Here is a 20612-nt window from a genome sequence, read left to right as displayed (position 1 = left end):
CGACAATCCGTTGCGCGGTGCTACCGTCTCGGAAAATCGAAGGTGATTTCATGGCCGAGACTTCCTATCCGCGCGACCTTGTTGGCTATGGACGCACGCCGCCGCAGCCGCATTGGCCGGGCGATGCGCGCATCGCCGTGCAGTTCGTCCTCAATTACGAGGAGGGCGGCGAAAGCTGCATTCTCGATGGCGATCCGGCATCCGAGTGCCTGCTGTCGGAGATCGTCGGCGCGCAGCCCTGGGCGGGTCAGCGCAACCTCAACATGGAATCAATCTACGAATACGGCGCGCGTGCCGGTTTCTGGCGCCTGTGGCGGATGTTCACGAGCCGTGGCGTGACGCTAACGGTCTATGGCGTGACGCTTGCCATGGCCCGCAACCTGGAGGCGGTTGCGGCGATGAAGGAGGCCGGCTGGGAGATCGCCAGCCACGGGCTGCGCTGGCTCGAATACAGGGATTTTCCGGAGGAGGTGGAGCGCGAGCATATTCGCGAGGTCGTGCGGCTCCATACGGAGCTGACGGGCGAGCGGCCGCTTGGCATCTACCAGGGCAAGCCTTCGGTCAACACGCTGAGGCTCGTGCTGGAGGAGGGCGGCTTCCTCTATTCCTGCGATTCCTATGCGGACGAACTTCCTTATTGGGTCCCGGGGCTGACACCCGACAAGCCGCATCTCATCATCCCCTACACGCTCGACGCCAACGACATGCGCTTTGCCACCAATCAGGGCTTCAATTCGGGAGACCAGTTCTTCACCTATCTCAAGGACACGTTCGACGTGCTTTATGAGGAGGGCAAGGAAGGCAGCCCGAAGATGATGAATGTCGGCCTGCATTGTCGTCTCGTCGGCCGGCCGGGCCGAGCGGCGGCGCTCGGCCGCTTCATCGATTACGTCCTGTCGCACGATCAGGTGTGGGTGCCGCGGCGCATCGATATCGCCCGCCACTGGTATGAACACCACAGACCGGAGGGAATGCGTTGATGTCGGAACGCGAGGATTTCGTCCGCCGTTTCGGCGGTATCTTCGAGCATTCCCCCTGGGTGGCGGAGCGTGCGTTCGACCATGCCGCCTCGTCGGGATTGACGGCCGGAAACGTCCATTCGGCCCTCTGCAACGCTTTTCGCGCGGCATCGCCCGCAGAACGTCTGGCGGTCCTGCGCGCCCATCCCGATCTAGCCGGTAAGCTCGCCGTTGCCGGCAAGCTCACGGCGGAATCGACGTCCGAACAGGCATCGGCGGGCCTCGACCGGCTCTCGCCGAAAGAGCATGCGCAGTTCACGAAGCTCAACGCCGCCTATACCAAGAAATTCGGCTTTCCCTTCATTATCGCGGTGAAGGGTTTGACGAAGGCGGAGATTCTCGCCGCCTTCGAGCAGCGGATTGACAATTCCGCGGAAGAGGAATTTGAAACCGCCTGCGCGCAGGTGGAGCGGATCGCCCGGCTGCGTCTCAGTTCCATGCTTCCGGGAGATGACAATGCCTGACAAGACCGTTCCGCCTACCGGCGCCGCACCGCGCCCGGGCCTCCATGGCCGGAGAGTTGGGACCCGGGCCTGATGTCGCATCTGCTTTCGATCGAGCCCCTGACGAAGGAGGCGTTCGCCCCGTTCGGCAGCGTCATCGAGGCCGACCCCGCGTCGGCGCGGCTGATCAATGGCGGCAATACAGAGCGGTTTCATGCGCTTGCCGAGGCCGACGTGATCGGGGAGGGCGCCCGGGTGATCATCAGCATCTTTCGCGGCCAGCCGCGGAGCTTTCCCTACAGCATCACCATGATGGAACGCCACCCGTTCGGCAGCCAGAGTTTTTCGCCACTTCAAGATCGGCCCTGGCTCGCGGTTGCCGCCGAGGATGAGGGCGGGCGCCCGGGCAGGCCGCGGGTTTTCCTGGCAGGGGGCCGGCAGGGGGTCAATTATGGCCGCAACGTCTGGCATCATCCGCTGATGACGGTCGATACCGTCAGCGATTTCCTCGTTGTCGATCGCGGCGGACCGGGCAACAATCTCGAGGAGTTCTTCTACGAGGAACCTTTCTTTATCCCAGATCTGCCTTCGAAGGGAACAGTCCGATGAAGAAGAGCGGCCGGCTGACAACCCATGTTCTCGACACGGCGCTCGGCAAGCCGGCAGAGAACCTGCGCATCGATCTCTATCGGCTGGAAGGCGAGGAGCGGCAATCGATCTGCACGGTCCGCACGAACAGCGACGGTCGCGTCGACGCGCCGCTTGCGGAGGGCGAAGCCTTCAAGGCGGGGCAGTACGAACTTGTGTTTCACGCCGGCGATTATCTGCGCGCGGCCGGAGTGGCGCTTGTCGAGCCGGCCTTTCTCGACCTCATCCCGTTGCGGTTCGGCATCGCCGACGCCGCCAGCCACTACCACGTGCCGCTGCTGCTCTCGCCCTACGGCTATTCGACCTATCGCGGCAGCTGAGCCGGACGAGAAGGATGTGGGCGCACGGCGCCCGCATCTGGCGCCTCACATCGCGTAGTCGGCGATGACGTCGCGAGCCACGTCGTTGATGTTGCGCTTGCCGCAGAGCGCCATGGTGATGTCCATCTCCTTGCGGATGATGTCGAGCGCCAGGGTCACGCCGTCCTTGCCCATCGCCCCGAGGCCATAGAGGAACGGGCGGCCGATGAAGGTGCCCTTGGCTCCAAGCGCGACTGCCTTCAGCACGTCCTGTCCGGAGCGGATGCCGCCGTCGAGATGAACCTCGATCTGGTCGCCGACGGCATCGATGATCTTCGGCAGCATGCTGATCGAGGACGGCGCCCCGTCGAGCTGGCGGCCGCCGTGATTCGAGACGATGATTGCGTCGGCGCCGGTTTTCGCCGCCATTTTCGCGTCTTCCGGATCGAGGATGCCCTTCAGGATGAGCGGACCGCCCCAGCGGTCCTTGATCCATTCGACGTCCTTCCAGGAAAGCTGCGGGTCGAACTGCTCGGCGGTCCAGGCATGGAGCGAGGAGAGGTCGGTGACGCTCTTGGCATGGCCGACGATGTTGCGGAAGGTGCGTCGGTTCGTGCCGAGCATCTTCATGCACCAGCCCGGGCGCGTCGCCATCATCCAGAGATGTTTCGGAGTCATGCGGGGCGGCGCCGAGAGGCCGTTGCGGAGATCCTTGTGCCGCTGGCCGAGTATCTGCAGGTCGAGCGTCAGGACGAGGGCCGAGCATTTGGCCGCCTTGGCGCGGTCGATGAGGTTGAGCACAAATTCGCGCTCGCGCATCACATAGAGCTGAAACCAGAAGGGTTTCGTCGTCACCGAGGCGACGTCCTCAATCGAGCAGATGCTCATCGTCGACAGCGTGAAGGGAACGCCATAGGCCTCTGCCGCCTGCGCCGCCAGCATCTCGCCGTCGGCGTGCTGCATGCCCGTCAAACCCGTCGGTGCAAGCGCCACCGGCATCGAGACTTTCTGGCCGATCATCGTCGTTTCGAGCGACCTGTTGGTCATGTCGACCAGCACCCGTTGACGCAGCTTGATCTTGGCGAAATCCTCTTCGTTGGCGCGATAGGTGCCCTCCGTCCAGGCGCCGCTGTCGGCATAGTCGAAGAAGAGCTTCGGAACCCGCCGCCTGGCAAGCGCCTTGAGGTCGCTGATGTCGAGGATTTGCGTCATGGATGGCCCTCATCGAATGGAGATGACGGACGCCTTAACATCTTTTCGGAAGGGTTGTAATAGTCGCCTGAGGCAAGTGGTCAAAAAAATTGACCTCTTGCCTCAGGTGGTGCCGAGCGTGGATTTCGCCGGCTTGCCTGCCACATAGGTCTCGACGATCGAGCGATCGTCGCCCATCGTCTGCAGGAGGAAGAGCTCGTCGGCGAGCGAATTGACCACTTCGGCCCTGAGCGCCATGGCCGGTGTGGCCGCCATGTCGAGGACCGCAAGGTCGGCATCGCTGCCCGGCTCCAGCGTGCCGATGCGATCGGCAAGCGAAAGCGCCTCGGCATTGCCCCGGGTCATCATGTAGAAGCTGTCGAAGGGGTTCAGCCGTTCGCCTTGGAGCTGGACGATCTTGTAGGCCTCGTCGAGCGTCTTCAGCATCGAATAGCTGGTGCCGCCGCCGATATCGGAGGCGACCGAGACGCGCACCGGTTTCGCCCGCCGCGTCAGGGCGTGGAGCGGAAACAGGCCGGAACCGAGAAAGAGGTTGGATGTCGGGCAGAAGACGGCGACAGAACCGGTCTCGCTCATCGCATCGGCTTCGCGCTCGGAGAGATGGATGCAATGACCGAAAAGGCTCTTGCGCCCGAGCAGGCCGTAGCGGGCGTAGACGTCGGTATAATCCTTGGCTTCGGGATAGAGCTCGCAGGTAAAGGCGATTTCGTCGCGGTTTTCGGAGAGATGCGTCTGTACGTGCAGGTCAGGAAACTCGCGGACGAGCGATTTCGCCGCATCCATCTGCTCCGGCGTCGAGGTGATGGCGAAGCGCGGGGTGATGGCGACGTGATTGCGGCCCCTGCCGTGCCAGTCGGCGATCACCGCCCGCGTCTCGTCATAGCTCATCTCAGGCGTGTCGAGCAGGCCCTGCGGCGCGTTGCGGTCCATCATCACCTTGCCGGCGACCATGCAGGTGCCGCGCCTCAGGCTCTCGGCGAAGAAGGCGTCGACGGACGCCTTGTGCACCGAACAATAGGCCGTTGCCGTCGTCGTGCCGTGGCGGACCATCTCGTCGAAGAAGTGCCGGGCGATCCGCTCCGCATGCGCGGTTTCGACGAAGCGGCATTCCTCCGGAAACGTGTAGGTGTTCAGCCATTCGAGCAGGTTGGCGGCGTAGGAGGCCATGACCTGCATCTGCGGGAAGTGCAGATGCGTGTCTATGAAGCCCGGCACGATGAGGTGCGGCCGGTGATCGATCTCCTCCACCCCTTCCGGCGCTGCCGTCTTTACAGTCGCGTAGGGGCCGCAAGCCTTGATGACGCCATCCTCGACAAGGAGCGCGCCGTCGCCTTCATAGGCATAGCCGGCGCTGTCGTCGATGCTCTCCGGCGCGCGGTTGAAGCTCAATGTGCGGCCGCGGATCAGGATGGATGTCATTCTGCCTCCCCGACGGCGCTCTCGAACCAGGCCGTCAGCAGCCTGCGTTCGTCCGCCGTCATATCGGTTATGTTGCCGGGCGGCATGGCGTGGCTGCGCCCGGCCTGGATATAGATTTCCCGCGCCAAAGCGGCAATCTCGGCGTCGCTCTCGAGCGTGACCCCCTTCGGGGCCCGGCCAATGCCTTCGTAAACAGGCTCGGCCGCATGGCACATGCTACAGCGGGTGGCGATCGTGTCCTTGACGGCCGGGAAATGCGCGTTTTCGGCAAAGCGCTTGAACGCTGGTGCGGCCTCGGCCCGCTCTTGTCCGGTCAGCACCTTCGGCACCGTCGACAGCCACATGATCAGGATGAAGAGGATCGCTGTCGCGAGCCAGGTCCAGGTCGGCTTGCCCTTGCGCGCATGCGTGGTGTTGAACCAGTGGCGGATCGTCACGCCCATCAGGAACACCAGGGCCGCAATGATCCAGTTGAACGCCGTCGCGAAGGCAAGCGGATAGTGGTTTGACAACATGAAGAAAATCACGGGCAAGGTCAGGTAGTTGTTGTGCAGCGAACGCTGCTTGGCCTGGGCGCCGAGCCTCGGATCGGGCGTGCGGCCGGCGATCAGGTCGGCGACGACGATCTTCTGGTTGGGGATAATGATGAAGAAGACGTTGGCGGACATGATCGTCGCCGTGAAGGCGCCGAGATGCAGGAAGGCAGCGCGGCCTGTGAAGACCTGCGTGTAGCCCCAGGCCATGGCGACCAGCACCAGGTAGAGAAGGGCCATCAGGCCCCAGGTATTCTTGCCGATCGGCGATTTGCAGAGGAGATCGTAGAAGACCCAGCCGACACCGAGCGATGCAAGCGAGATCAGGATTGCCGTCGTCGCCGAGATGTCCAGCACATGCCGGTCGATCAGGAACAGATCGGCGCCGCCGTAATAGACGAGGCAGAGCATCGCGAAGCCGGAGAGCCAGGTGGCGTAGGACTCCCATTTGAACCAGGTGAGATGTTCCGGCATCGTGGCGGGCGCCACCAGATATTTCTGGATGTGGTAGAAGCCGCCGCCATGCACCTGCCATTCCTCGCCATAGGCGCCGGGCGGCAGGTGGTTGCGTTTCACCAAGCCGAGGTCGAGCGCGATGAAGTAGAAGGACGAGCCGATCCAGGCAATGGCCGTCACCACATGCAGCCAGCGGACGGCAAAGGCCAGCCATTCCCAGGCAATGGCGAATTCATACATTCAGATACCCTTTCTCTCCGGTGTCGCAGCTTGCGAGAAAAAACGGGAGCGGGGAAGGGGTGACGTGATCACTCGGTGGTATTTCACCGCCAATGCCAGCGCGCTTGAAACCAATCTTTTCCAAAAGGTTAGAGCGGCGTTCTCCGAAACCGATTCATCGCTGGCCTGCCAGCTCGCCTGGATTTAGCTTGCCAAGGATCCAGTCGCGGAAGGCGCGGATCTTGAAGGCATTGCGGCGGGCATAGGAATAGACCAGCCAATAGTCGTGACCCTCGCTGCAGCGCAGCTTGAAAGGCTGGTAGAGCCGGCCGAGCGCCACGTCGTCGCTATAGAATTCCGGCATCAGAATGGCGACGCCCTGGCCGGCGACCGCTGCCCGCGCCTCGAAGGCTTGGGAGCCGAGCCGGATTGCCGGCCTGCCGGCCAAATCCGGGTCGTCGACGCCGGCGGCGCGGAACCATGCCGGCCACCATGGATCCCCAGGGCCGATGATGGGGAGCTTCAGAAGGTCTCGCGGCGTGCGCACGCCGCCGATCGTCGCCGCAAGCGCGGGGCTGAGCATCGGGGCAAATTCCACCCGCATCAGCCGATGGCTGACAAGGCCCGGCCAATCGCCCGTTCCGGAGCGGATCGCCACGTCGACCGATTCCTTGTTGAAATCGATGATTGCGTCGTTCGCCGCCAGACGTACGGCGATATTCGGGTGTGCAAGTTGGAACGTGCCGATCTCTCGGGCAAGCCATTGCGAGGCAAAGGTCGCCGTCGAGTTGATGAGCAGCGCCGTTTCCGTGTCGCGGCGCGCCGAGGCGACCGCGTCCTGCAGCAGTTCGAATGCTTCGGTCACCTTCGGCGACAGCCGCTGGCCGACTTCCGTCAGCGTCACCTGGCGCGGCTTCCTGAGGAACAGCGGCTCTCCGACGCTCTCTTCGATGAGCTTGATCTGGTAGCTAACCGCCGTCTGGGTCATGCCGAGCTCCTCCCCGGCCCTGGTGAAGCTGCCAAGCCGTGCGGCTGCCTCGAAGACCCTCAGCGCATTCAGCGGAAACTGCTTCGACATCTTCATGGATAAGTTCTCTTGATGCATGCAGGCAGATGTTCGATTGGAGTTCGAGCATCTTTGGCGGCATGCTGCAAGTCAAGTTCACAGCTTTCGAAAGGGTGCTCAGATGTCCTGCGATGTATTGGAATATGCTGAAAGAAAGCCAGTTCGCTCAGTGCGTGGAGCAATCCGGACAGTCGCCTCTGCCTTTCGTCGGATGAGAGGCCGGAGCTTGAAACTCGACCTCGAAACGACGTCCGATTACATGAAGAGAGACTTGGGTGTCATGGATTGGGACGTGCCGCGGCGGGAGGATGAAAGGCTCCGGTAGGTCGACAAATGCCCCTCATCCCGCTGCCGCGACCTTCTCCCCGCAGGCGGGGCGAAGGGACTCGCGGCACCTCCCAAGTCCGTCAGAACGGGGAGAGGGTTAGGGGCCTCCACGGTTGCTGAAAATCGTTGAGCCAAACTTGCCCCTGAACAGCTCAAATCCCTCTCAATCTCTCCACCGCCATCAAGACACGCTCCGGCGTCGCCGGCGCATCGAGCCTCGGACATTCGCGATAGTCGGCGACGCTGGCGACCGCCATCGACAGTGCTTCCAGCACCGAGATCGGCAGCATCAAGGGCGGCTCGCCAACCGCCTTGGAGCGGCCGATGGTCTTTTCCGCATTTTCCGACCATTCGGCGAGGCGCACGTTGAAGACCTTCGGCCGGTCCGAGGCGAGCGGGATCTTGTAGGTCGACGGGGCATGGGTCTTCAGCCGCCCCTTCTCGTCCCACCAGAGTTCCTCCGTCGTCAGCCAGCCCATGCCCTGCACGAAGCCGCCCTCAACCTGGCCGATGTCAATCGCCGGATTGAGCGAGCGGCCGACGTCGTGCAGCACGTCGACCCGGTCGACGAGGTATTCCCCGGTCAATGTGTCGATCGATACTTCCGAGACGGCCGCCCCATAGGCGAAGTAGTAGAAGGGCGTGCCGCGTCCGGCGGCGCGGTCCCAGTGAATCTTCGGCGTTTTGTAGAAGCCGGCGGCCGATAGTTGCACACGGGCAATGTAGGCCTGGCCGATGAATTCGGCGAAGGGCACGCGTTCTTCGCCGATCTTCACGTGGTTCTGCACGAAGCTGACATAGTCGGCGGTCGTCTGCCAGCGCTCGGCGGCGAAGGCGACGAGGCGCTCCTTGATCTGGCGGGCGGCGTCGAAGGCAGCCATGCCATTCAGATCGGAGCCCGAGGAGGCAGCGGTTGCGGAGGTGTTCGGCACCTTGCCGGTCGTCGTCGCGGTGATCTTCACCCGGTCGATATCGATCTGGAAACTGTCGGCGAGAACCTGCGCCACCTTGGTGTTGAGGCCCTGGCCCATTTCGGTGCCGCCGTGATTGAGATGGACCGAGCCATCCGTGTAGATGTGAACGAGCGCGCCGGCCTGGTTCAGATGGGTCAGGGTGAAGGAAATGCCGAACTTGACCGGCGTCAGGGCGATGCCCTTGCGGATCACCCGGCTCGATTTGTTGAAGTCGATGATCGCGGCACGCCGGCCCTGATAGTCGGCGCTCGCCTCCAGTTCCTCGACGATCTGCCGGATGATGTTGTCTTCGACCTTCTGATGGTAGGGCGTGACGTTGCGTCCCGAATCCTTGTCGCCATAGAAGTTCAGCTTGCGGATTTCGAGCGGGTCCTTGCCGAGCGCATAGGCAACCTCCTCGATGATCCGCTCGCAGCCGACCATGCCTTGCGGCCCGCCGAAACCGCGAAAGGCGGTATTGGAAACCGTATTGGTTTTCAAGGGTTGCGAGGTCAGTTTCACGTGTGGATAGAAGTAGGCGTTGTCGGCATGGAAGAGGGCTCGGTCGGTCACCGGCCCGGAAAGATCGGCGGAGAAACCGCAGCGCGCCGCATACGTCGCCTGCACTGCCAGGATGGTCCCGGCATCATCGAAGCCGACGTCGTAATCGACGAGAAAGTCATGACGCTTGCCGGTCGCCACCATGTCGTCGTCGCGGTCGGGCCGGAACTTGACGGCACGACGCAGCTTGCGCGCGGCGACGGCGGCGAGTGCGGCGAACTGGTTGCCCTGCGTCTCCTTGCCGCCGAAGCCGCCGCCCATACGGCGGACGTTGACGGTGATGGCGTTTGAGGGGACGCCGAGCACCTGCGCGACCATATGCTGGATTTCGCTCGGATGCTGGGTCGATACCCAGACGGTCATGTCGTCATCCTCGCCCGGAATGGCGAGCGCGATGTGCCCCTCCAGGTAGAAATGCTCCTGGCCGCCGATGCGCATCTTGCCCTTGAGCCGGCGTGGCGCGCGCTCCAGTTCGCCCTCCGCGTCGCCGCGCTGAAGAGTCAATGGCGGGGTGACCAGCTCTCCGCCTCCGGCGATTGCGTCGGCCACATCGATCCTGTGGGGCAGGTCGCGATAGGTGATCTTCGCCAGCCGCGCCGCGCGGCGGGCAATGTCGCGCGTCTCGGCAATCACCGCGAATGCCGGCTGTCCATGAAACTGCACGCGGTCGTCGGCGAGCACCGGCTCGTCGTGGAGATGCGTGGAACTGATGTCGTTCGAATGCGGCATGTCCTTTGCGGTCAGCACCGAGACGACGCCGGGCAGGGCGGCAACCGCGGAGAGGTCCATTTCGAGGATTTCCGCATGGGCCCGGTCGGTGAGGCCAAGTGCGCCGTGCAAGGTGCCGGCGGGCTCCGGCATGTCGTCGATATAGTCGGCGGTCCCGGCGACGTGCTTGTGGGCGCTGTCGTGGCGCAGTTCGCTGTGCATCGGGCCGGCGATGGTGGTGCGTTCTTCGAAGGCGGATTTATCCATCGCTTAGCGCCCCCAACTGAGGGAGTTGCTGCCCCTCATCCGGCCTGCCGGCCACCTTCTCCCCGCGAGCGGGGCGAAGGCACTTACAGCGCCACTTTCCTTCCTGCCACTTCCCGAGCGAAGCGGGGCGCTGCCTCCATCCCCTCTCCCCGCGCGCGGGGAGAGGGGATGGGTGAGGGGCAATTTGACGACGCAGACTTCGAGGCCACCGCTCATGCCACATCCTCGAAACGCTCAAGCTGCGCCTTTTCGCCGACGCTCTCCAGAAAGAAGCGCATCAGCAGGTTCTTTGCCGCCAGCATGCGATAGGCGCTGCTGGCGCGCCAGTCGGTTATCGGTTGATAATCCGTTTCGAAGGCCGCCTGGGCTGCGCGTACCGTATCCTCTGTCCAGGGCTGGCCGATCAGCGCGGCCTCGACGGCCTTCGGCCGCTTCGGGGTGGCCGCCATGCCGCCAAAGGCGATGCGGGCGGCTTTCACCCGTCCGCCGTCGAGCGCGATGCGGAACGCGCCGAGCAGGGCGGAGATGTCCTCGTCGCGGCGCTTGGTCACCTTGTAGGCCGCGAAGCGGTCTCCCGCCGGCAGGGCCGGGACGAAGATGCTCTCGACGAATTCGCCGGGCCTGCGATCCTGCTTGCCATAGGCAATGAAGAAATCCTCGAGCGGCAGCGAGCGCGTGCCGTCCTTCGAGCGCAGACTGACCGTTGCGCCGAGAGCGATCAGCGGTGGCGGGCTGTCGCCGATCGGCGAGCCATTGGCGATGTTGCCGCCGATCGTTCCCATGTTGCGCACCTGCTCGCCGCCGATACGGTCGAGGAGCTGTCCGAAGCTTGGAAAGGCCAAGGAAAGGGCTTCGAAGGCGGATGAATAAGTGACGCCGGCGCCAATGGTCAGGCCGGCTCCGGAGCTATCGATCCGCTGCAGTTCGGCGATGCCCCTGATGAACACCGCCGGGCTGATCGGGCGCATCTGCTTCGTCACCCAGAGCCCGACATCGGTCGAGCCCGCGACAATCGTCGCCGTCGGGTACTCGGCGAGCGCCGTTGCGAGGCCGGCCGTATCCGCCGGCAAGACAAGGCAGTTCTCGCCATTACGGATGACGATCGTTTCCGTCGGCTGAAACGCCTTTAGCCGGGCCGCTACGGTCTCCCGTGTCCGGGTGATCGGATCGAAAATCGCCGAGGGGCGCTCTTTGGCGGCGGCTTCCGCCGCCCGCACGATCGGCTCATAGCCGGTGCAGCGACAGAGATTGCCTTGCAGCGCCTTTTCGATCGCCGCACGGCTCGGATTGTCGTTCGTCAGCCACAGGCCATAGAGTGACATGACGATGCCGGGCGTGCAGAAGCCGCATTGCGATCCGTGATAATCCACCATCGCCTGCTGCACCGGATGCAGCGCCCCGTCGCTTGCCGCCAGATGCTCGACGGTGACGACATGCGTGGCGTTGAGCGAGCCGATGAACCGGATGCAGGCATTGACAGTTTCATAGACGAGGCTTTCACGCCCTTGGGGGTCGCCGGCAAGCCGGCCAACGAGCACGGTGCAGGCGCCGCAATCGCCCTCGGCGCAGCCTTCCTTGGTGCCGGTGAGGCGGCGTTGAAGCCTGAGGAAGTCGAGCAATGTGTCTGTCGGCGCAACGTCCGAGAGTGCGATTTCCGTATCGTTCAGGATGAAGCGGATGCTGTCGGATGCCTGTGCCATCACGTCCTTCTCGATCCGTTATTGCGCCGTCCAGCCGCCGTCCATCGAGACATGGGTGCCGGTGATCTGCGCCGCGTCGTCGCTTGCAAGGTAAAGCGCCAGTGAGGCCACCTGCTCGACGGTTATGAATTTCTTGGTCGGCTGGCCCTTGAGCATAACCTCGTTGATCACCTGTTCCTCGGTGATGCCGCGTGTCCTCGCCTGGTCCGGTATCTGCTTTTCGACGAGCGGCGTCAGCACATAGCCGGGGCAGATCGAGTTCACGGTAATGCCGTTTTCCGCCACCTCGAGCGCCACGGTCTTAGTAAGACCCATGATACCATGCTTGGCCGCCACATAGGCGGACTTGAAGGGCGAGGCGACGAGGCCGTGTGCCGAGGCGATGTTGACGATGCGCCCCCAGCCCTTCTCTTTCATGGAGGGAATCGCCGCTCGGATGGTGTGGAAGGAGGAGGAGAGGTTGATGGCGATGATCCGGTCCCATTGCTCGACGGGAAAATCCTCGATCTTCTCGACGAATTGCACGCCGGCATTGTTGACGAGGATGTCGGTGCCACCGAAGCGCGCGGTGGCGGTCGCCATCAGGTCGGCGATCTCGGCCGGTTTCGTCATGTCTGCCGGGTGATGGAGGACGGTGCCGGCGCCGAGGCCGGCGACCTCGTCCGTCACCGTCCTGATCTCGTCCGCCGAACCGAAACCGTTCAGCACGATGTTGGCCCCGGTCTTCGCGAAGGCCTTGGCGATGGCCAAGCCGATGCCGCTCGTCGAACCCGTTATGACCGCTGTCTTCGTCATTCTCGATCTCTCCCTCGGCGCTGCAAACCGCCCTCGTTTCTGCAATCGAACGATGCGCCGTACTGTCACCCGCGCGCGCGCATTTTTGCGATGCAACAGCCGCAGCCTACGCGCAAAAGCGCAGCGGTGACAATTGTGTTTTTCCGTCCGGCGACGCAGAGTTCGTGTCGGGTTCGCAAGGGTGGTCGAGTTGCGTTTTGTTTTCGTTTGACATTCGTTTCAGCGTCGTATTGAAGTCTTTCGAAGGCCTCCCCTAGAGGAAGGGCGGTGTCTGTGCGTGCCGAGGAGGGGCATATGGGCGGATATATTCTCGCGATCGATCAGGGTACGACGTCCACGCGCGCGATCGTTTTCGACGGCAAGCAGCAGGTCGCGGGCGTCGGCCAGAAGGAATTCAAGCAGCACTTCCCGAAATCGGGCTGGGTCGAGCACGACCCGGAAGAAATCTGGGAGACCGTTCTTTTCACCATCCGGCAGGCGATCGAGAAGGCTGGCATTGCCGCCAGCGATATTGCGGCGATCGGAATCACCAACCAGCGCGAAACGGTCGTCGTGTGGGATCGCGAGAGCGGCAAGCCGATTCACAATGCCATCGTCTGGCAGGATCGCCGCACTGCCTCCTTCTGCGACAAGCTGAAGAAGCAGGGCCTCGAAAGGACCTTCACCAAGAAGACGGGACTGCTGCTCGACCCGTATTTTTCCGGTACGAAGCTCAACTGGCTGCTGACCAATGTGAAGGGAGCGCAGGCGCGCGCCGCCAAGGGCGAGCTCTGCTTCGGCACCATCGACACCTTCCTCATCTGGCGGCTCACCGGCGGCAAATCCTTTGCGACCGACGCCACCAATGCGTCGCGGACGCTGATCTACAATATCGTCGACAATGGCTGGGACGCCGAACTCACCGACATCCTCCGCATCCCGCGGACGATGCTGCCGGAGGTGAAGGATTGCGCGGCCGAGTTCGGCGTTACCGATCCTTCCCTCTTCGGTGCGGCGATTCCTATCCTCGGGGTGGCCGGCGACCAGCAGGCGGCGACGATCGGCCAGGCCTGCTTCAAGCCGGGCATGCTGAAATCCACCTACGGCACCGGCTGCTTCGCGCTGCTCAATACCGGCAAGGACATCGTCCGCTCGAAGAACCGACTGCTCACCACCATCGCCTATCGCCTCGATGGCAAGACGACCTACGCGCTCGAAGGCTCGATCTTCGTCGCGGGCGCTGCCGTCCAATGGCTGCGCGACGGGCTCAAGGTCATCAAGGCGGCGCCCGACACCGGCACGCTGGCCGAAAGCGCCGATCCGACGCAGGAGGTCTATCTGGTGCCGGCCTTCACCGGGCTCGGCGCTCCGCACTGGGACCCGGATGCCCGCGGCGCGATCTACGGGATGACGCGCAATACCGGACCCGCCGAATTCGCCCGGGCGGCGCTCGAGTCGGTCTGCTACCAGACGCGCGATCTGCTCGACGCCATGCACCGGGACTGGCGCAGCAACGGCAAGGACACGGTGCTGCGGGTCGACGGCGGCATGGTCGCCTCGGACTGGACGATGCAGAGGCTCTCCGATCTGCTCGACGCGCCGGTCGACCGGCCGGTCATCCTCGAGACGACCGCGCTCGGCGTTGCCTGGCTCGCCGGCAGCCGCGCCGGCGTCTGGCCCACCCAGGAGGAGTTCGCCAAATCGTGGGCCCGCGACCGGCGCTTCGAGCCGAAGATGGACGGGACGACCCGCAAGGGCAAGCTGAAGGGCTGGCGCAGCGCGGTGAAGCGGACGCTGATGGCGGCGTAGGCAGCTCACGCCGAGAATTGCTCCTCACCTTAGCCCTCTCCCCGCAGGCGGGGCGAGGGGACATGAGTTCGAGCGTTCCCCTTACTCCATAGAAATTGCCGCATGCGGGAGCAGGGACGGGACGGGTGCGGCAGCTCCCTTCGCCCCGCTTGCGGGGAGAAGGTCGCGGCAGCGGGATGGGGCAAAATTCCTGCCTTAAGAAACAGTGTGTTTCCAAATCCCGCATTTGTGGCCGTGCCGGGCGCCGATTATCTCTGGGCGATCGACAACGGGACGTCATCATGGAACTCGGGCTTTATACCTTCGCCGACGTGGACCCCAATGCTACCGACAAGGGTGCCGAGGGGCGCCGGCGCCTTGCCAATCTCATCGAAGAGATCGAGCTTGCCGACCAGGTCGGCCTCGACGTCTTCGGCCTTGGCGAGCATCACCGGCCCGACTACGCCGCCTCCGCGCCGGCGGTGATCCTCGCCGCCGCGGCGGCGCGCACCAGCCGTATCCGGCTGACGAGCGCCGTGACGGTGCTGAGCTCCGACGATCCGGTGCGCGTCTTCCAACAATTCGCGACCCTCGATCTTCTTTCCAATGGCCGCGCCGAGGTCATGGCCGGGCGCGGCTCCTTCATCGAGTCCTTCCCGCTCTTCGGCCAGTCTCTCGACGACTACGACCAGCTCTTTGCCGAAAAGCTCGATCTCCTGCTGGCGATCCGTGACAGCGAGAAGGTCACCTGGTCGGGCGAATTGCGGCCGCCGATCGACGGTCGCGGCGTCTATCCGCGGCCGTTGCAGGACCAGCTGCCGCTCTGGATCGCCGTCGGCGGCACGCCGCAATCGGTGGCCCGCGCCGGCGCGCTCGGCTTGCCGATGGCGCTGGCGATCATCGGCGGCGAGCCGCGGCGGTTCGCGCCGCTCTTCGACCTCTACCGCGAGGCGGCGCGCCGCGCCGGCCAGGACGCATCGAAGCTGAAGACGAGCATCAACGTGCACGGTTTCATCGCCGACACGACGGATGAGGCGGCCGACCAGTTCTACGGGCCGCAGGCGGAGGTGATGAACCGCATCGGCCGCGAACGCGGCTGGGGGCCGACGAACCGTGCCCATTTCGACCAGGCGCGCAGCCCGGCCGGCAATCTTTTCCTGGGCGACCCGGAGACGGTGGCGCAAAAGATCGTCGCGCATCAAAAGCTCTTCCGCAACGATCGCTTCCTCTTGCAGATGGCGATCGGCCCGATGCCGCACGACCAGATCATGCGCGGCATCGAGCTCTACGGCACCAAGGTCGCGCCGCGGGTTCGCGAGATGATGGCGGAAGGTAGCGGACCGGCCGGCACTGGTATCCGCCGCGTCGCCACGCTACATGTGGCCGCGAAAGCGAGATACGATGACCCTCAACAATGACGAAGATCTCGAGCGGCTGAAAGAAATCGGCCGTATCTGCGCCAATGCGCTGCAGGCGATGGGCGAGGCGCTCGCGCCCGGCATCACCACGGCTGAACTCGACGCGATCGGCCGCAAGGTGCTCGAGGAAGCGGGCGCGCGCTCGGCGCCGGAGCTCTGCTACAAGTTTCCCGGCGCGACCTGCATCAGCGTCAACGAGGAAATCGCCCATGGCATTCCGGGCAGCCGGGTGATCCGCGCCGGCGATCTGGTCAACATCGACGTTTCCGCCGAGAAGGATGGCCTCTTTGCCGATACCGGCGCCTCCTTCCCCGTGCCGCCCGTCACATCGGCCATCGACCGGCTCTGCCGCGACGGCAAACGGGCCATGTGGTTGGGCTTGAAGCAGGTGCGGCCGGATCAGTCTCTGGCAGCGATCGGCAATGCCATCGGCGAATTCGCCCGCAAGAACCGCTATTCGCTGGTCACCAACCTGGCGAGCCACGGCATCGGCCGGTCGCTGCACGAGGAGCCGGCCGAGATCGCCACCTGGCCGGATCCGTCCGAACGTCGGCGGATGAAAGAGGGCATGGTCTTCACGGTCGAGCCGTTTCTGTCTATGGGCGCCCATTGGGCCGAGGGCGGCGACGACGACTGGACGCTCTACAGCGAGCCGCGTGCGCCAACGGTGCAGTACGAGCACACGGTCGTCGTGACGCGTGGCGGGCCGCTGGTCGTCACGCTGCCAGGCTGACCAGCTGATGCGGCAGCGCGGTAGCGCCAGGCTGCGATCGTTCGATTCCGTCAATCGAAGCTTCAATTATAATGATTTGTCGCCTTCTTGCTGCAATGCAATAAGGAGGCATGAGCACGCTTCACAGATTGCCGGATCGCGATGAGAAGCACGTCGGCACGACCGGCGGAATCGATCCGCGTCGCATGGTTGAGGCAGAGGCGCTGCCGACTTCTGCGCCCCATGCGCTCGCAGGCGGCAGCCTCGCCGCGACGGCGATCGCGGGCGCCATCGCCATGGCCGTTGCCATGGGCTTCGGCCGTTTCTCCTATACGCCGATCCTGCCGGCGATGATGACGGATGCGGGGCTCTCGCCGGCGGATGCCGGGCTGATCGCCTCGGCCAATTTCGTCGGCTATCTCGCCGGCGCCGTGCTGGCCGCCTATGGCTGGGCGCATGGCCACGAGCGGCGGATCGGCCTTGCTGCACTGGCCGCGACGACCCTGTTGCTGGCGGCGATGGGGCTCACCTCATCCGTTCTCGTCTATTCAGCCATCCGTTTCCTTGCCGGCCTTGCGAGCGCCTTCGCAATGATCTTCGTGTCCGGGATCGTGCTGGGGCAGGGGCTGCTGGCCAAGTCGGAACATGTGCCGTCGGTGCATTTCGGCGGCGTCGGCTTCGGCATCGCGCTTTCCTCGCTCTGCGTCTGGGCGGCACCGCTCGCGGGGGTCGCGGGCCTTTCCGCCTCGCAAGGAGATTGGTTCACCGGCGCGCTTGTCGCACTGGCAGGGACTGTCCTCGTTGCCGCTCTGCTGACGGGCGGAGAGCATGTGGGGAATGGTGCCGGACGGGAGGCGCCGCTCAGCTGGACCCGGCCGCTTGCAGCCATGACGCTCACTTACGGCTTCTTCGGATTCGGCTATGTGATTACCGCCACCTTCCTCGTCGCCATGGCCCGGGACCCGAGCGGCGGCCACAGCGTCGAATTCCTCGCCTGGCTGATTACCGGCATCAGCGCTGCGCTGTCGATCTCTCTGTGGCGCTTCGCCGTGCCGCGCCTCGGGCTTGCTGGCGTCTATGCCGCGGGCCTCCTGGTCGAGGCCGCCGGCCTGGTGCTGACCATATCCTTGCCTTCGCCCTACGCGCCGCTCGTCGGCGGCCTGATGCTCGGCGCCACCTTCATGATGGTCACCGCCTACGGCCTGCAGATCGGCCGCCAGCTTGCACCCGAAAGCCCGCGCCGGGCCCTCGCCTTCATGACCGCCGCCTTCGGCATCGGCCAGATCGTCGGTCCGCTCGTCGCCGGCTGGCTGGCGGAACGGACCGGGAGCTTCGCGCTGCCGACACTGGTGGCTGCCGTGGTGCTGTTCGGCTGCGGCGTGGTGGTGGTCGTTGAACTGCCGAGGATCAGGGCGGCATTGGGTCGGTGAAGCCCACGAATTCCGCGCGCCCGAGGCGGAACTATTCCCGGCGGAGCTTCATGAAATAACAGTAACATTCGCAATGTGGAATTGTTGCGACGGGCAATTTGCCCTAGTTTCGGCCGCATCAGGAGGCAAGTCGTTGTCCTCCAAATAGCGAGAGTGCCGTCCCTTGTTCCAATCCTTCTTCCCCAAGCCGAAGCAGTTCTTCATATCCGTCATTGTCTGGTCGCTGATTGCCGTTGCCTTCTGGTACGGCTGGGGTGAAAGGCTCGGCGCGGTCGTTGGTTTGCCGCCCGCACCGGCCGATGCCCCGCCGATCGTCGGCATCTCGGCCTTCTGGTCGCCTGCCTTCCTCTGGTTCTACATCTACTTTGGATTGGTGGTGGCGATTTTCGCCGCCTTTTGGCAGGTTTACGCTCCCCATCGCTGGCAGAGCTGGTCTATCTGGGGATCGGCTCTCATTCTCTTTGTCACCTATTTCCAAGTGCAGGTGAGCGTGGCAATCAACAACTGGTACGGACCCTTCTGGGACCTGATCCAGGCGGCGGTCTCCAAGGCGGCAGTTGTCACGGCGGAACAGTTCTACGCTCAGATCGGGACGTTCCTCGGAATCGCCATGGTCGCCGTGGCAGTCGCGGTGATGACGCGCTATTTCGTCAGCCATTACATCTTCCGTTGGCGTACGGCCATGAACGAATACTACATGACCAACTGGGGCAAGCTGCGTCACATCGAGGGGGCCTCGCAGCGCGTACAGGAAGATACGATGCGCTTCTCCTCGACGGTCGAGGGCCTTGGCGTTAGCCTTATCGACAGTGTCATGACCTTGATCGCCTTCACACCTGTCCTGATCCGGCTTTCCGAGAACGTCACCGAACTGCCAATCGTCGGCAGCATTCCCTATCCTTTGGTCACGGCAGCCGTCCTATGGTCGCTTTTCGGTACGGTGTTCCTTGCCCTGGTTGGGATCAAGTTGCCGGGACTGGAATTCCGCAACCAGCGTGTGGAAGCCGCCTATCGCAAGGAGCTAGTTTACGGCGAGGATCACATCGATCGCGCCCAACCGGAAACGGTTGTCGAGCTTTTCAGCAACGTTCGCAGGAACTATTTCCGGCTCTATTTCCACTATCTGTACTTCAACATTGCACGCATTTTCTATCTGCAGATCAACAATATCTTCTCGCTGCTTATCCTCGCGCCCTCGATTATTGCGGGCAAGATTTCCCTCGGCGCGCTGAATCAGATTTCCGGTGCGTTCGGCCAAGTGAGCTCGTCCTTCCAATACCTCGTCAACTCCTGGCCGACGATCGTTGAGCTGCTTTCGATCTACAAGCGTCTCCGCGCCTTCGAATCCGTGCTCGATGAAGCGCCGCTGCCTGATATCGACCGCCAATTCATTGAGGCCGGCGGCAAGGAAGAACTTGCCCTGTAGCTCGCGCTGATCAGAAGGCGGAGCGATCCGCCTTCTCTTCTGCCGCCTCGATCTGCGGCAGAGCCTCCGCATAGCTGACGCAGGCGACGTCCGGCTTGCGGCAGGTCTCCGTCAGGAAGCGATCAAGCGCCCGCCAATAGGCGCCGCCGTTCATCTCGACGAAGTGAAAGCCGAGCTGCAGCGGAACGCGCCCGCCGTCATATTCCTTGCGGAATGCCTCTCGGTATGCCGCAAGCGTCCGCTCCTCGAAACGGGTGCTGTCCCTTCGGTTTTCGACGCCCATCGAGTGGCGGATGAAGAGATTGTAGTCCATGCCGATGACCGGCCGGTGCGAAGGGCCTTCCGGGATGAGCGGGAGACCGAAGCGCGGCATACCGGCCTCGGTCCTGGGCCAGCCTGGCCCCTTGGTGACGAGGCTCGCGTCATAGCTGAACTTGAAGGCCTTGAGCGCCGGCAGGAGGCCGTCGCTCACCGAGAGATAAGGCGCGCGGAATCCCTTGGCACCGTTGCGGGCGAAATGCGCCCAACCTTCCGGCTCGGCCTCCGGCCTGCTGGCCTTCTTCCAGGCGTCGACGAGTGCCGTGCGGAAGGCCGCGAATTCGCTCTCCCAGTCCGCCTCGCTCCAGCCCTTGCCGTCGAAATGACCGCAGGCGTGGCTGCCGATGTCGTGACCTTCGAGATGGGCCTGCCAGATATGGCCGGCGCGAACGGCGATCTCCTCGCGGCTCTGGGCGAAGCCGACATTGGATCGGCCGGCTTTCTGTCCCGGCGCCCTGTAGCTCTCCCTGCCGTCCGCCTTTGTCATCAGGAAGGTGCAGGAGAGGAAATAGGTGAAGTGCGCCCGGTTGCGCCTTGCCATGGTGAGGCTCTTTTCCCACAGCGCATTGTCGTGCGCGCCGTCGAAGGAGACGATCACGAGTTGCTTTTCCTTGGCGGGCAGGGGCGCCGAAGGCGGATCGGCGAACGCTACTGTGGGAAGGAGACAGAGCGAGAGCGCGAGGATCTTGCGTGGCATGGGACGGCTTCTTGGGAGAATCAGCAGATATGACGAGTTGTATTCGCCGTCCCTTCTTCAACAATGCGGCAATCCTTAGGTCCCGCCGGAAATTCTCTGGGGATTAAGCTATGCGATGGTAAATAAAGGGATAAAGCGGGATGCGGGAGGTTCGATGCAGGCTATGGCTTGCATCGCGCTCCGAATTGTTGATCGATGCGTTCACAATCCGGATTCCCC

At 63.6% G+C, this 20612-nt stretch carries 17 protein-coding genes; 9 read left to right on the top strand and 8 right to left on the bottom strand.

Going from position 1 to position 20612, the window contains the following annotated elements; genetic code table 11:
* Nucleotides 1-50: 50 nt before the first annotated feature.
* The 4 genes from puuE to uraH all read left to right on the top strand — a co-directional run bounded on the left by puuE (nucleotide 51) and on the right by uraH (nucleotide 2430).
* Entirely contained in the window at nucleotides 51-980 is a 930-nt protein-coding gene (gene puuE, locus NXT3_RS13520) for an allantoinase PuuE (RefSeq protein ID WP_037414786.1), read from the top strand.
* Nucleotides 980-1483, top strand: a complete 504-nt coding sequence (gene uraD, locus NXT3_RS13515; RefSeq protein WP_037414789.1) for a 2-oxo-4-hydroxy-4-carboxy-5-ureidoimidazoline decarboxylase — start codon at nucleotides 980-982, stop codon at nucleotides 1481-1483. The genes puuE and uraD overlap by 1 nt, the downstream gene beginning before the upstream one ends.
* Before the next feature lie 72 nt (nucleotides 1484-1555).
* Nucleotides 1556-2071 carry an ureidoglycolate lyase gene (locus tag NXT3_RS13510; protein WP_097525206.1) on the top strand — a complete coding sequence of 172 codons (516 nt, stop codon included), beginning with the start codon at nucleotides 1556-1558 and terminating at the stop codon, nucleotides 2069-2071.
* The gene (gene uraH, locus NXT3_RS13505) at nucleotides 2068-2430 is read left to right on the top strand and encodes a hydroxyisourate hydrolase (RefSeq protein ID WP_037414794.1); all 363 of its coding nucleotides are present in this window, start codon (nucleotides 2068-2070) and stop codon (nucleotides 2428-2430) included. The genes NXT3_RS13510 and uraH overlap by 4 nt, the downstream gene beginning before the upstream one ends.
* Nucleotides 2431-2475: 45 nt before the next feature.
* On the opposite strand, the gene NXT3_RS13500 is transcribed toward uraH, so the two are convergent.
* From NXT3_RS13500 to NXT3_RS13465, 7 genes are all read right to left on the bottom strand, one after another.
* A complete protein-coding gene (locus tag NXT3_RS13500; RefSeq protein ID WP_037414797.1) occupies nucleotides 2476-3621 on the bottom strand; it encodes an alpha-hydroxy acid oxidase in 1146 nt (381 codons plus the stop codon).
* A gap of 102 nt (nucleotides 3622-3723) precedes the next feature.
* A complete protein-coding gene (guaD, locus tag NXT3_RS13495; RefSeq protein WP_097525207.1) occupies nucleotides 3724-5040 on the bottom strand; it encodes a guanine deaminase in 1317 nt (438 codons plus the stop codon).
* Complete coding sequence (puuD, locus tag NXT3_RS13490; RefSeq protein WP_097525208.1) at nucleotides 5037-6269, bottom strand: urate hydroxylase PuuD; 1233 nt, start codon at nucleotides 6267-6269, stop codon at nucleotides 5037-5039. The genes guaD and puuD overlap by 4 nt, the downstream gene beginning before the upstream one ends.
* A 154-nt stretch (nucleotides 6270-6423) precedes the next feature.
* On the bottom strand, nucleotides 6424-7332 hold the full coding sequence (locus tag NXT3_RS13485) for a LysR substrate-binding domain-containing protein (protein WP_179864716.1): 909 nt from the start codon (nucleotides 7330-7332) through the stop codon (nucleotides 6424-6426).
* Nucleotides 7333-7793: 461 nt separating this feature from the next.
* Nucleotides 7794-10130 carry a xanthine dehydrogenase molybdopterin binding subunit gene (gene xdhB, locus NXT3_RS13475; protein WP_104839512.1) on the bottom strand — a complete coding sequence of 779 codons (2337 nt, stop codon included), beginning with the start codon at nucleotides 10128-10130 and terminating at the stop codon, nucleotides 7794-7796.
* 212 nt (nucleotides 10131-10342) lie between these two features.
* Nucleotides 10343-11830: a xanthine dehydrogenase small subunit gene (gene xdhA / locus NXT3_RS13470; RefSeq protein WP_104839511.1), complete on the bottom strand. Its 1488-nt coding sequence runs from the start codon at nucleotides 11828-11830 to the stop codon at nucleotides 10343-10345.
* 18 nt (nucleotides 11831-11848) lie between these two features.
* Complete coding sequence (locus tag NXT3_RS13465) at nucleotides 11849-12625, bottom strand: 3-hydroxybutyrate dehydrogenase (RefSeq protein ID WP_097537992.1); 777 nt, start codon at nucleotides 12623-12625, stop codon at nucleotides 11849-11851.
* A gap of 294 nt (nucleotides 12626-12919) precedes the next feature.
* On the opposite strand from NXT3_RS13465, the gene glpK reads away from it, so the two are divergent.
* From glpK to sbmA, 5 genes are all read left to right on the top strand, one after another.
* The gene (gene glpK, locus NXT3_RS13460) at nucleotides 12920-14413 is read left to right on the top strand and encodes a glycerol kinase GlpK (RefSeq protein WP_097525213.1); all 1494 of its coding nucleotides are present in this window, start codon (nucleotides 12920-12922) and stop codon (nucleotides 14411-14413) included.
* Nucleotides 14414-14694: 281 nt separating this feature from the next.
* The gene (locus tag NXT3_RS13455; RefSeq protein ID WP_337442161.1) at nucleotides 14695-15810 is read left to right on the top strand and encodes an LLM class flavin-dependent oxidoreductase; all 1116 of its coding nucleotides are present in this window, start codon (nucleotides 14695-14697) and stop codon (nucleotides 15808-15810) included.
* Nucleotides 15794-16543, top strand: coding sequence for a type I methionyl aminopeptidase (gene map, locus NXT3_RS13450; RefSeq protein ID WP_104839510.1), 750 nt, complete (start codon nucleotides 15794-15796; stop codon nucleotides 16541-16543). The genes NXT3_RS13455 and map overlap by 17 nt, the downstream gene beginning before the upstream one ends.
* 185 nt (nucleotides 16544-16728) lie before the next feature.
* Nucleotides 16729-17952, top strand: a complete 1224-nt coding sequence (locus tag NXT3_RS13445; protein WP_423827925.1) for an MFS transporter — start codon at nucleotides 16729-16731, stop codon at nucleotides 17950-17952.
* Nucleotides 17953-18115: 163 nt separating this feature from the next.
* Nucleotides 18116-19378: a peptide antibiotic transporter SbmA gene (gene sbmA / locus NXT3_RS13440; RefSeq protein ID WP_037414832.1), complete on the top strand. Its 1263-nt coding sequence runs from the start codon at nucleotides 18116-18118 to the stop codon at nucleotides 19376-19378.
* A gap of 10 nt (nucleotides 19379-19388) precedes the next feature.
* On the opposite strand, the gene NXT3_RS13435 is transcribed toward sbmA, so the two are convergent.
* Complete coding sequence (locus NXT3_RS13435; protein ID WP_104839509.1) at nucleotides 19389-20393, bottom strand: polysaccharide deacetylase family protein; 1005 nt, start codon at nucleotides 20391-20393, stop codon at nucleotides 19389-19391.
* Between the last annotated feature and the right edge of the window lie 219 nt (nucleotides 20394-20612).

The sequence above is a fragment of the Sinorhizobium fredii genome, assembly GCF_002944405.1.
In the GTDB taxonomy this organism is placed as follows: domain Bacteria; phylum Pseudomonadota; class Alphaproteobacteria; order Rhizobiales; family Rhizobiaceae; genus Sinorhizobium; species Sinorhizobium fredii_C.
The sequence above is the reverse complement of the archived record's forward strand: the minus strand, read 5'-3'. Positions and strand labels throughout refer to the sequence as shown.

Coding starts and splice junctions, on each gene's coding strand:
- puuE (WP_037414786.1), top strand. CDS start 51: ATGGCCGAGACTTCCTATCCGCGCGACCTTGTTGGCTATGGACGCACG.
- uraD (WP_037414789.1), top strand. CDS start 980: ATGTCGGAACGCGAGGATTTCGTCCGCCGTTTCGGCGGTATCTTCGAG.
- NXT3_RS13510 (WP_097525206.1), top strand. CDS start 1,556: ATGTCGCATCTGCTTTCGATCGAGCCCCTGACGAAGGAGGCGTTCGCC.
- uraH (WP_037414794.1), top strand. CDS start 2,068: ATGAAGAAGAGCGGCCGGCTGACAACCCATGTTCTCGACACGGCGCTC.
- NXT3_RS13500 (WP_037414797.1), bottom strand. CDS start 3,621: ATGACGCAAATCCTCGACATCAGCGACCTCAAGGCGCTTGCCAGGCGG.
- guaD (WP_097525207.1), bottom strand. CDS start 5,040: ATGACATCCATCCTGATCCGCGGCCGCACATTGAGCTTCAACCGCGCG.
- puuD (WP_097525208.1), bottom strand. CDS start 6,269: ATGTATGAATTCGCCATTGCCTGGGAATGGCTGGCCTTTGCCGTCCGC.
- NXT3_RS13485 (WP_179864716.1), bottom strand. CDS start 7,332: ATGAAGATGTCGAAGCAGTTTCCGCTGAATGCGCTGAGGGTCTTCGAG.
- xdhB (WP_104839512.1), bottom strand. CDS start 10,130: ATGGATAAATCCGCCTTCGAAGAACGCACCACCATCGCCGGCCCGATG.
- xdhA (WP_104839511.1), bottom strand. CDS start 11,830: ATGGCACAGGCATCCGACAGCATCCGCTTCATCCTGAACGATACGGAA.
- NXT3_RS13465 (WP_097537992.1), bottom strand. CDS start 12,625: ATGACGAAGACAGCGGTCATAACGGGTTCGACGAGCGGCATCGGCTTG.
- glpK (WP_097525213.1), top strand. CDS start 12,920: ATGGGCGGATATATTCTCGCGATCGATCAGGGTACGACGTCCACGCGC.
- NXT3_RS13455 (WP_337442161.1), top strand. CDS start 14,695: ATGGAACTCGGGCTTTATACCTTCGCCGACGTGGACCCCAATGCTACC.
- map (WP_104839510.1), top strand. CDS start 15,794: ATGACCCTCAACAATGACGAAGATCTCGAGCGGCTGAAAGAAATCGGC.
- NXT3_RS13445 (WP_423827925.1), top strand. CDS start 16,729: ATGGTTGAGGCAGAGGCGCTGCCGACTTCTGCGCCCCATGCGCTCGCA.
- NXT3_RS13435 (WP_104839509.1), bottom strand. CDS start 20,393: ATGCCACGCAAGATCCTCGCGCTCTCGCTCTGTCTCCTTCCCACAGTA.